The organism is Streptomyces sp. HSW2009 (genome assembly GCF_040240285.1).
Lineage (GTDB): Bacteria > Actinomycetota > Actinomycetes > Streptomycetales > Streptomycetaceae > Streptomyces.
Window position 1 is genome coordinate 1 of the sequence record NZ_JBEHZD010000429.1, and the last position, 7,100, is coordinate 7,100.

6 protein-coding genes and 1 pseudogene are annotated in these 7,100 nt (G+C 73.5%); 6 read left to right on the forward strand and 1 reads right to left on the reverse strand.

What is annotated here, in order from left to right:
• Nucleotides 1-238 precede the first annotated feature (238 nt).
• The gene (locus AAHZ94_RS25265; protein ID WP_349995471.1) at nucleotides 239-1,378 is read right to left on the reverse strand and encodes an alpha/beta hydrolase; all 1,140 of its coding nucleotides are present in this window, start codon (nucleotides 1,376-1,378) and stop codon (nucleotides 239-241) included.
• A gap of 153 nt (nucleotides 1,379-1,531) precedes the next feature.
• On the opposite strand from AAHZ94_RS25265, the gene AAHZ94_RS25270 reads away from it, so the two are divergent.
• From AAHZ94_RS25270 to AAHZ94_RS25295, 6 genes and pseudogenes are all read left to right on the forward strand, one after another.
• Nucleotides 1,532-3,505 (forward strand): phosphatidylglycerol lysyltransferase domain-containing protein, encoded by a 1,974-nt coding sequence (locus tag AAHZ94_RS25270; protein WP_349995473.1) that lies wholly within the window; start codon nucleotides 1,532-1,534, stop codon nucleotides 3,503-3,505.
• 129 nt (nucleotides 3,506-3,634) lie between these two features.
• The gene (folP, locus tag AAHZ94_RS25275; RefSeq protein WP_349995475.1) at nucleotides 3,635-4,642 is read left to right on the forward strand and encodes a dihydropteroate synthase; all 1,008 of its coding nucleotides are present in this window, start codon (nucleotides 3,635-3,637) and stop codon (nucleotides 4,640-4,642) included.
• A complete protein-coding gene (locus AAHZ94_RS25280; RefSeq protein WP_349995477.1) occupies nucleotides 4,639-5,127 on the forward strand; it encodes a nuclear transport factor 2 family protein in 489 nt (162 codons plus the stop codon). The genes folP and AAHZ94_RS25280 overlap by 4 nt, the downstream gene beginning before the upstream one ends.
• A gap of 356 nt (nucleotides 5,128-5,483) precedes the next feature.
• Nucleotides 5,484-5,843: a dihydroneopterin aldolase gene (folB, locus tag AAHZ94_RS25285; RefSeq protein WP_349995479.1), complete on the forward strand. Its 360-nt coding sequence runs from the start codon at nucleotides 5,484-5,486 to the stop codon at nucleotides 5,841-5,843.
• On the forward strand, nucleotides 5,840-6,433 hold the full coding sequence (gene folK, locus AAHZ94_RS25290) for a 2-amino-4-hydroxy-6-hydroxymethyldihydropteridine diphosphokinase (protein ID WP_349995481.1): 594 nt from the start codon (nucleotides 5,840-5,842) through the stop codon (nucleotides 6,431-6,433). The genes folB and folK overlap by 4 nt, the downstream gene beginning before the upstream one ends.
• A gap of 84 nt (nucleotides 6,434-6,517) precedes the next feature.
• Nucleotides 6,518-7,003: pseudogene (locus AAHZ94_RS25295) on the forward strand (DUF3180 domain-containing protein); the annotation flags it as partial.
• Between the last annotated feature and the right edge of the window lie 97 nt (nucleotides 7,004-7,100).

A 7,100-nucleotide genomic window follows, 5' to 3' on the forward strand; every position in this document is an offset into this window, starting at 1 on the left:
CCCCCGCGCGGGCCCCCCCCCGGCCCGCCCCCGGGCGGGCGCGGGGGCGGGCCGCTTTCGGTGGGGCGGGGGACGTCCGGCGGGGTGCGGGCCCCGCAGCGGGGCGCGGGACGGACCGGCGATATTCGGGACGGTCCAGCAGGATTCGGATGGGTCCGGCGGGGTGCGGGACAGCCGAGCGGGGCACGGTACGGTCCGGCGGGGGCCCGGGGCGGCCCCGTGGCCAGCCTGCCGGGGTTCAGGACGGTGTGGCGGGGGTTTCCAGGCGGTTGCCCAGCCAGGTCAGGGTGCCGGAGACCTCGCGCCGCCAGGTGTTGAAGTTGTGGCCGCCGCTGTCGAGCAGGATCGAGGAGATCCGGGTCGGTGCGCCGGCCTCGTTGAGCCGCTTGACCTTGTCGATGAACTTCAGCGTGTCCTTGTAGTTGTGCTCGCCCTTCTTGCTGCTGGTGACCAGCAGCGACACCGGCGGCGCCGGCTTGTGGTCGAGCCGCCACATCAGGTTGTTCTCGCGTTCGAGCTGCTTGCTGCCGCCGAACAGGTCGCCGGTGGTGCGGTCGATGGGCGCCTTGTACGAGGGGGAGAGCCCGGCCCCGGCGGAGAACGCCTCGGGGTGGCGCATGGCCATCTTCAGGGCGCAGTAGCCGCCGGTCGAGTTGCCGACGACTCCCCAGTGCTTGGCGCCCTTGCCTATTCGGTAATAGGCGGATATCGCCAGTGGCAGGTCCTTGGTGAAGAACGTCTCGGTCTGCGGGCCGCGCGGCACGTCCACGCACTCGGTGTCCCGCGGCGGCGCCACCGTCGGCCGCAGCATGACCAGCACCATCGGCTGCATCTTGCCCTGTTTGACCAGCTTGTGCGCGGTCTGTGGGTAGCGCAGGCCGTTGATCAGCGCCTCGGCGGTGCCCGGGTAGCCGGTCAGCACGACCGCCGCGGGGAAGCGCCGGTCCGGCTGGGTGAAGTACTGGGGCGGCAGGTACACGTACGCGGGGCTGGCGATCTTGGACGTGGGGCCCTGCACGGTGATCTTCTCGATGCGCCCGCCGAGTCGGGCCTTGTCACCGCCGGGGACGTTCACCTTGCGGGTGCTGATGACCTTGACCCGCTTGTGCGCCGGGGTGTCGTGGTCGACGACGACACCCGGGGTGTCCTCGGTGCCGAGCAGGTCGGCCCAGGACCCGTAGAAGCCGAACGTCTGGTTCGCGAACAGGCCGATCGCGCAGAACACCGAGAACTGGGTGACCAGCAGCGTGCCGACGCGCCCGACGACGGCCCATGGGGTGCGCCCCGCCAGCCGTGGCCACAGCCAGACCGTCGCGGCGAAGAACAGCACGGCGGCGATGACGGCGAACGTCACGACCAGGTTGCTGGTGAGACCCATGGCGAACTTTCTACGAGCGGCCGGTCACCCGGGCCGCGGGAGGGAACCCCGTGCGGTGAATCTCCGTCCTAGAGGGCGCACATTTGACGAGTTTTGGCGAGAGCTGTGACCAGCGGGCAGCAGATCCTCTTGACAGGGGCGACGGGAAAGTACATGTCTGCAAGGCAAGACGGTGAAGAGTCCAAAGTGGTTGCCACCCGGTTGCGACGGGTGGCCCAGGGGCCGCGGCCCGAGACCGTTCCCTCCGTGATCGGCACCGCCTGTGCGCTGATCGGCCTGCTCGACATCGCCGCTGGCGTCTTCCCGCGCTTCCGGCACAGTTGGGTGCACTCGGTGGCCGAGATCCTGCCGGGGGCGGTCAGCCCACTGGCCGCCGCCGCCTCGATCGTGGTGGGCGTCCTGCTCCTCATGCTCGCCCACGGCCTCAAGCGGCGCAAACGACGGGCCTGGGTGGCGGCGCCCGCCCTGCTGCCGGGCGGCCCCGCGGCGCAACTGATCTACCGGCACTCCATCACGGGTGTCGTCCTGTCGCTGGCGCTGCTCGCGGTGCTGCTGCGGCACCGGGGCGAGTTCGCCGCGCTGCCCGACCCGCGCACCCGGTGGAAGGCACTGGCCAACTTCGTCCTGCTGGGCGGGGCCAGCGCCGCGCTCGGTCTGGTCATCGTCGGCTCGCACCCGGGCAAGGAGGTCGGCGCCCCCTCGTTCACCGACCGCTGCGAGCACGTGCTGTGGGGGCTGATCGGCTTCGAGGGCCCGGTGGACTACACCGGCGGCGTGGACTACACGGTGGGGTACTCGCTCGGCGCGCTCGGCCTGCTGACCGTGGTGACCACCGTGTACCTGGCGTTCCGGCCCGAGGAGCCGGCGGCCCGGCTGACCGCCGAGGACGAGGGGCGGCTGCGGGAACTCCTTGAGCGGCACGGCGGGCGGGACTCGCTCGGTCACTTCGCGCTGCGCCGCGACAAGGCGGTGGTCTTCTCGCCCAGCGGCAAGGCCGCCGTCTGCTACCGGGTGGTCTCCGGAACGATGCTGGCCAGCGGCGACCCGGTCGGTGACGTGGAGGCGTGGCCGGGCGCCATCGAGTGCTTCATGGCGGAGGCGAAGGCGCACTCGTGGACGCCCGCCGTGATGGGGTGCAGCGAGACCGGCGGCCAGGTCTGGACCCGGGAGACCGGGCTCGACGCGCTGGAACTCGGTGACGAGGCGATCGTCGACGTGGCGGACTTCACGCTGAGCGGGCGTTCGATGCGCAACGTGCGACAGATGGTCGGCCGCATCCAGCGCAACGGCTACCAGACCCGGGTGCGGCGCGTCTCCGAGCTGGGCCAGGAGGAGCTGCGGCAGATCCAGCGGGCGGCGGCCGACTGGCGCGGCACCGACACCGAGCGCGGGTTCTCGATGGCGCTGGGCAGGATCGGCGACCCGAACGACGGCGATGCGGTGATCGCCACCGCCCACCGCGCGGACGAGGGGGACGACGGGGCGGCCGACGGCCCGTACGGGGACCTGAAGGCGGTGCTCCACTTCGTGCCGTGGGGCCGGGACGGGATGTCGCTCGAACTGATGCGGCGGGACCGGTCCGCCGACCCCGGCATGAACGAGCTGCTGATCGTGGCCTCCCTCCAGGCCGCGCCTGAGCTGGGCGTCAAGCGGGTCTCGCTGAACTTCGCGATGTTCCGCTCGGCGCTGGCCCGCGGCGAGCGGCTGGGCGCCGGGCCGGTGCTGCGCGGCTGGTGCGGGCTGCTGCTGTTCCTCTCGCGCTGGTTCCAGATCGAGTCGCTGTACAAGTTCAACGCGAAGTTCCAGCCGCGCTGGGAACCGCGCTTCGTGGTCTTCCGTAACACCCGTGACCTGCCACGCATCGGTCTGGCCGCGATGCAGGCCGAGGGCTTCGTATCGCTGTCGGTGCCGCGTCCCCGGTGGTGGCGCGGGGGTTCCGGTTCCGCGCCCGGCGGGGGCTCGTGCGGCACGGGCGCCGACGGCTGGGAGCTGGCCGCCGCCGACCGCGGGCAGCGCGGTCAGGGGGCGCAAGCGCCGGCCGCGGCCGGACGACCCGCGGGCGCGGAGCACGCCGGCGGGTCCGGGGTGCCGGTCGGGGCCGGTGCGCCCGGCAGGGCGTCGGGCTAGCGACGGGGCGCGGGGGCCGCGGCGGGGTGCCCCGGTACGTACCGGGGTCTGGGGGCGCAGGCCCGGGGCGCCGGGGCGGGGGCGGGCCGCCCCGGGCGGTCGGCGCGCGGGGCAGCCTAGGCTGGAGGCATGAGTACGTTGCGTGAGGGCGGTGGCCGGCGGGGGATCGGTGGGCTGGCCGGGCTGCCCGAGTGGGACCGGTGTGCCGTGATGGGCGTGGTGAACGTCACGCCCGACTCCTTCTCGGACGGCGGCCAGTGGTTCGACACCGAACAGGCCGTCAAACACGGCCTCGACCTCGTCGCCAGCGGCGCCGACCTGGTGGACGTGGGCGGCGAGTCCACCCGCCCGGGCGCGGCGCGCGTCGACGAGGCGGAGGAGCTGCGGCGGGTGGTGCCCGTGGTGCGGGAGCTGGCCGCGGCCGGGGTCGTCGTCAGCGTGGACACGATGCGGGCGACCGTCGCGGAACAGGCCGTACGGGCCGGCGCGGCGCTGGTCAACGATGTGAGCGGGGGCGGCGCCGACCCGGCGATGGTGCCGATGGTGGCGGCGGCCGGGGTGCCGTTCGTGGTGATGCACTGGCGCGGCCAGTCCATCGACATGAACAACCGGGCGGTGTACGCGGACGTGGTCGGCGAGGTGGTGGCCGAGCTCACCGAGAGCCTGGAGCGCGCGGTGGCCGGCGGCGTCGAGCCCGACCGGATCGTCCTCGACCCGGGCCTGGGCTTCGCCAAGAACGCCGACCACGACCTGGAGCTGGTCGCGCACCTGGCGCGGCTGCGCGGGCTCGGCCGGCCGCTGCTGGTCGCCGCCTCGCGCAAACGGTTCCTCGGCCGGGTGCTGGCCGGCGGCGCCGGCAGCCCGCCGCCGGCCAGGGAGCGGGACGCGGCGACGGCCGCGGTCTCCGCGCTCGCGGCGCGCGAGGGCGCCTGGGCGGTCCGCGTGCACGAGGTGCGGGCCAGCGCGGACGCGGTGCGGGTCGCGCAGGCGATCGAGCACGCGGGGCGGGCCGCGGCGGACCGCGGGGCAACGGAACAGGTGAGGACGGCGCAGGCCGGGGCAGGCGGGACGTGCGAGGCGAACGAGGCGAACGAGGCGGGTGGGGTCGGCGTGGCCAACGCAGAGGGAGCGGTGTGACTTCCCGTACGGACAGCGAACTGGTGGAACTGGCGAACACCGCCCTCTACGAGGCGATGGAGCGCGGGGACGCCATGGCGCTCAGCCGGATGTGGCTGGACGACGACGTGAGCTGCGTGCACCCGGGGTGGCCGGTGCTGCGCGGGCGCAGCGAGGTGCTCCGCTCGTACGCGCTGATCATGGCGAACACCGAGTACATCCAGTTCTTCCTGACGGATGTCGAGGTCTCGGTGCTCGGCGACACCGCGCTGGTCACCTGTACGGAGAACATCCTCAGCGGCGGCCCGGCCGAGGAAGAGGGCACGCTCGGCCCGCTGGTGGGGCAACTCGTGGTGGCCACCAACGTGTTCCGGCGCAGCCAGGACGGGTGGAAGGTCTGGTCGCACCACGGTTCGCCGGTGCTCGCCGAGAGCGATGACGCGGACGGCCCCGGCGGTGGCCCCGACGACGGGATCGGCGGCAGCCCGGCCGGCCTGGGCGACTGACGCGCGCGCAGCGACGCTGCCCGTACGGGAGCGGTTGAACCCTGCCCGCACGTGTCGGTACGGGAGCGGCGGAGCCCTTTCCGTGGGGGAGAGGGGCGGGGTCGGTGGCGCGTGCTGGTTCACTCGTTCGAGCTGTGTGGTGGGCGGGTAGGGAGTGGGGGCACGGCGGCCGGGTAGGCGCGCCCCCGGTGTTCACCTAGCAGTTGGGCGCCGTGCTGTCCATAGCCCCCGCGAGCGGGGACTGTCGGTGCTCGCAGGTAGATTCGATAACGGGGGTATTACTCAACCCGTGCAGGGAGGGCGGCGCCGGCCGTGGTCGGGGTCGTCCACACCGACGACAAGCTGGAGTGATTCGTGTGGATCGTGTCGCGCTGCGCGGCCTGAAGGCCCGTGGGCACCACGGCGTGTTCCCCGAGGAGCGCGAGCGTGGCCAGACGTTCGTCGTGGACGTGGTGCTCGGCCTGGATGCCCGGCCGGCGGCTGCCGACGACGATCTCACGAAGACCGTGCACTACGGGATCGTGGCCGAGGAGGTCGTGGCCGAGGTGACCGGCGAACCGGTCGACCTGATCGAGACGCTCGCCGAACGGATCGCCCAGAAGTGCCTGGCCCACGCCGCCGTGCAGGAGGTCGAGGTCGTCGTGCACAAGCCGGAAGCCCCCATCACCGTTCCCTTTGACGACGTGACCATCACCATCACGCGGAGCCGAGTATGAGCAGCAGCGACCCGACCGTGCAGCCCGTCCCCGCCTCCGTGGTGGAGCGGGTGGACGCCGCCGATGTGACCCTGAGCAACCCGAAGTGGGCGGTGATCTCCCTGGGCAGCAACCTGGGCAACCGCCTGGAGACCATCCAGGGCGCGGTCGACGCCCTGGAGGACACGCCCGGCCTGCGGGTCAAGGCCGTGTCGCCGGTGTACGAGACCGAGCCGTGGGGCGTGGACCCCGGCTCCCAACCCACGTACTTCAACGCCGTGGTGCTGATCAAGACGACGCTGCCGCCGTCCTCGCTGCTCGACCGCGGCCAGGCCATCGAGGAGGCGTTCGAGCGGGTGCGGGACGAGCGCTGGGGCCCGCGCACGATCGACGTGGACATCGTGACGTACCAGGACGTCGTCTCCGACGACCCGGTGCTCACGCTGCCGCACCCGCGTTGTCACGAGCGCGCCTTCGTTCTCGTACCGTGGCACGACGTGGAGCCGGAGGCGGTCGTTCCGGGGCGCGGGGCGGTGGCCGAGTTGCTGGCCGCGGTGGACCGGGAGGGCGTGGTGCCGCGGGCCGATCTGGAACTGCGGCTGCCCGAGTAGGCGTTGTGAGGTAGCTGGGGCCGGCGCGGGAGCGCGCGGGCGCCGGTGGAAGGGCTGTGGACGACGATGAGGGGCGACCGCTCGGTGAAGCAACTTCGAATCGGGGTGTTGGCCGGGCTCTTCGTCGTGGCCGGCGTGCTGTCGTGGGCGGGGGCGCGGCTGTGGGACTCGCTGGACACGCTGCCGAGCGTGCCGCTCGCGGCGCCCATCGTGCTCGCGCTGATCGCCGTCGTCCTCGGCGCCCCCGGCCGCTCGCTGCGCGCCCGGCTCCCGGCCCCGCGCGCGCGGCGGCCGGGCGCCAAGGGCGTCGACCCCCTGGTCGCGGCCCGTGCGGTGGTCTTCGGCCAGGCGAGCGCGCTGGTCGCGGCGCTGGTCTCGGGGATGTACGGGGGCGTCGGCCTGTTCCTGGTGCTCACCGAACTCGACGTGCCGGCCCGCCGCGACCAGGCGATCTACGCCGGTGCGTCGGTGGTCGCCGGCATCGCGGTGGTCGCCGTGGCGTTCTTCCTTGAGCGGGTGCTGAAGCTCCCCGAGGACGACGAGAACGACCCGCGGGGCGCGTCCCGGGCGTGGCCCCCCGGGCCCCCCCCCGGCCCCCCCCCCCCGGGGCCGCGGGGCCCCCCCGCCCCGGGGCGGGGGGCGGGGCCGCCCCGGCCCCGGGGGCCGG

Bases quoted from the DNA above. Each gene is read 5' to 3' on its own strand.
- AAHZ94_RS25265 (WP_349995471.1), bottom strand. From the start codon at position 1,378: ATGGGTCTCACCAGCAACCTGGTCGTGACGTTCGCCGTCATCGCCGCC.
- AAHZ94_RS25270 (WP_349995473.1), top strand. From the start codon at position 1,532: ATGTCTGCAAGGCAAGACGGTGAAGAGTCCAAAGTGGTTGCCACCCGG.
- folK (WP_349995481.1), top strand. From the start codon at position 5,840: ATGAGCAGCAGCGACCCGACCGTGCAGCCCGTCCCCGCCTCCGTGGTG.
- folP (WP_349995475.1), top strand. From the start codon at position 3,635: ATGAGTACGTTGCGTGAGGGCGGTGGCCGGCGGGGGATCGGTGGGCTG.